At 76.7% G+C, this 403-nt stretch carries 1 protein-coding gene; it reads right to left on the bottom strand.

Annotated features, from left to right (window positions below):
- Positions 1 to 403, bottom strand: a 403-nt coding sequence (locus DW309_RS00100; protein ID WP_240753067.1) for an FGGY family carbohydrate kinase, incomplete at both ends; no start/stop codon positions are given.

Genomic DNA, 403 nt, shown 5'->3' with positions numbered 1-403 from the left:
TTCGCATCGGTCACGGCCGCGTCGTGCGCGAGCACGCGGGGCAGGATCGCGTCGCGGCCGAGCGCGGCGCCGAACAGCTCGCGGTCGTAGCCCGCGTCGGTCCAGTAGCCGGTGCCCGAGGCCTCGGAGCGGTCGGTGACCAGCTCGTCGAGGGCGGCTCCGCGCGGCGCGTCCGGTCCGAAGCCGCGCAACCGCCAGGTGAGCCAGTCGTGGGGCAGGGCGACCGCTCGCACCTGCGCGGCGTGCTCCGGCTCGTGCTCGCGCAGCCACCGCACCTTGGTGAGCGTGAACGACGGCACGGGCACCAGGCCCGTGCGCTCGGCGAGGGCGGCGGCGCCGTGCTCCGCGATCAGGGCGGCCGCCGCGTCTGCCGAGCGCAGGTCGTTCCACAGCAGGGCCGGTC

The sequence above is a fragment of the Microbacterium sp. K41 genome (genome assembly GCF_004794395.1).
Classification (GTDB): domain Bacteria; phylum Actinomycetota; class Actinomycetes; order Actinomycetales; family Microbacteriaceae; genus Microbacterium; species Microbacterium sufflavum.
The sequence above is the reverse complement of the archived record's forward strand: the minus strand, read 5'-3'. Positions and strand labels throughout refer to the sequence as shown.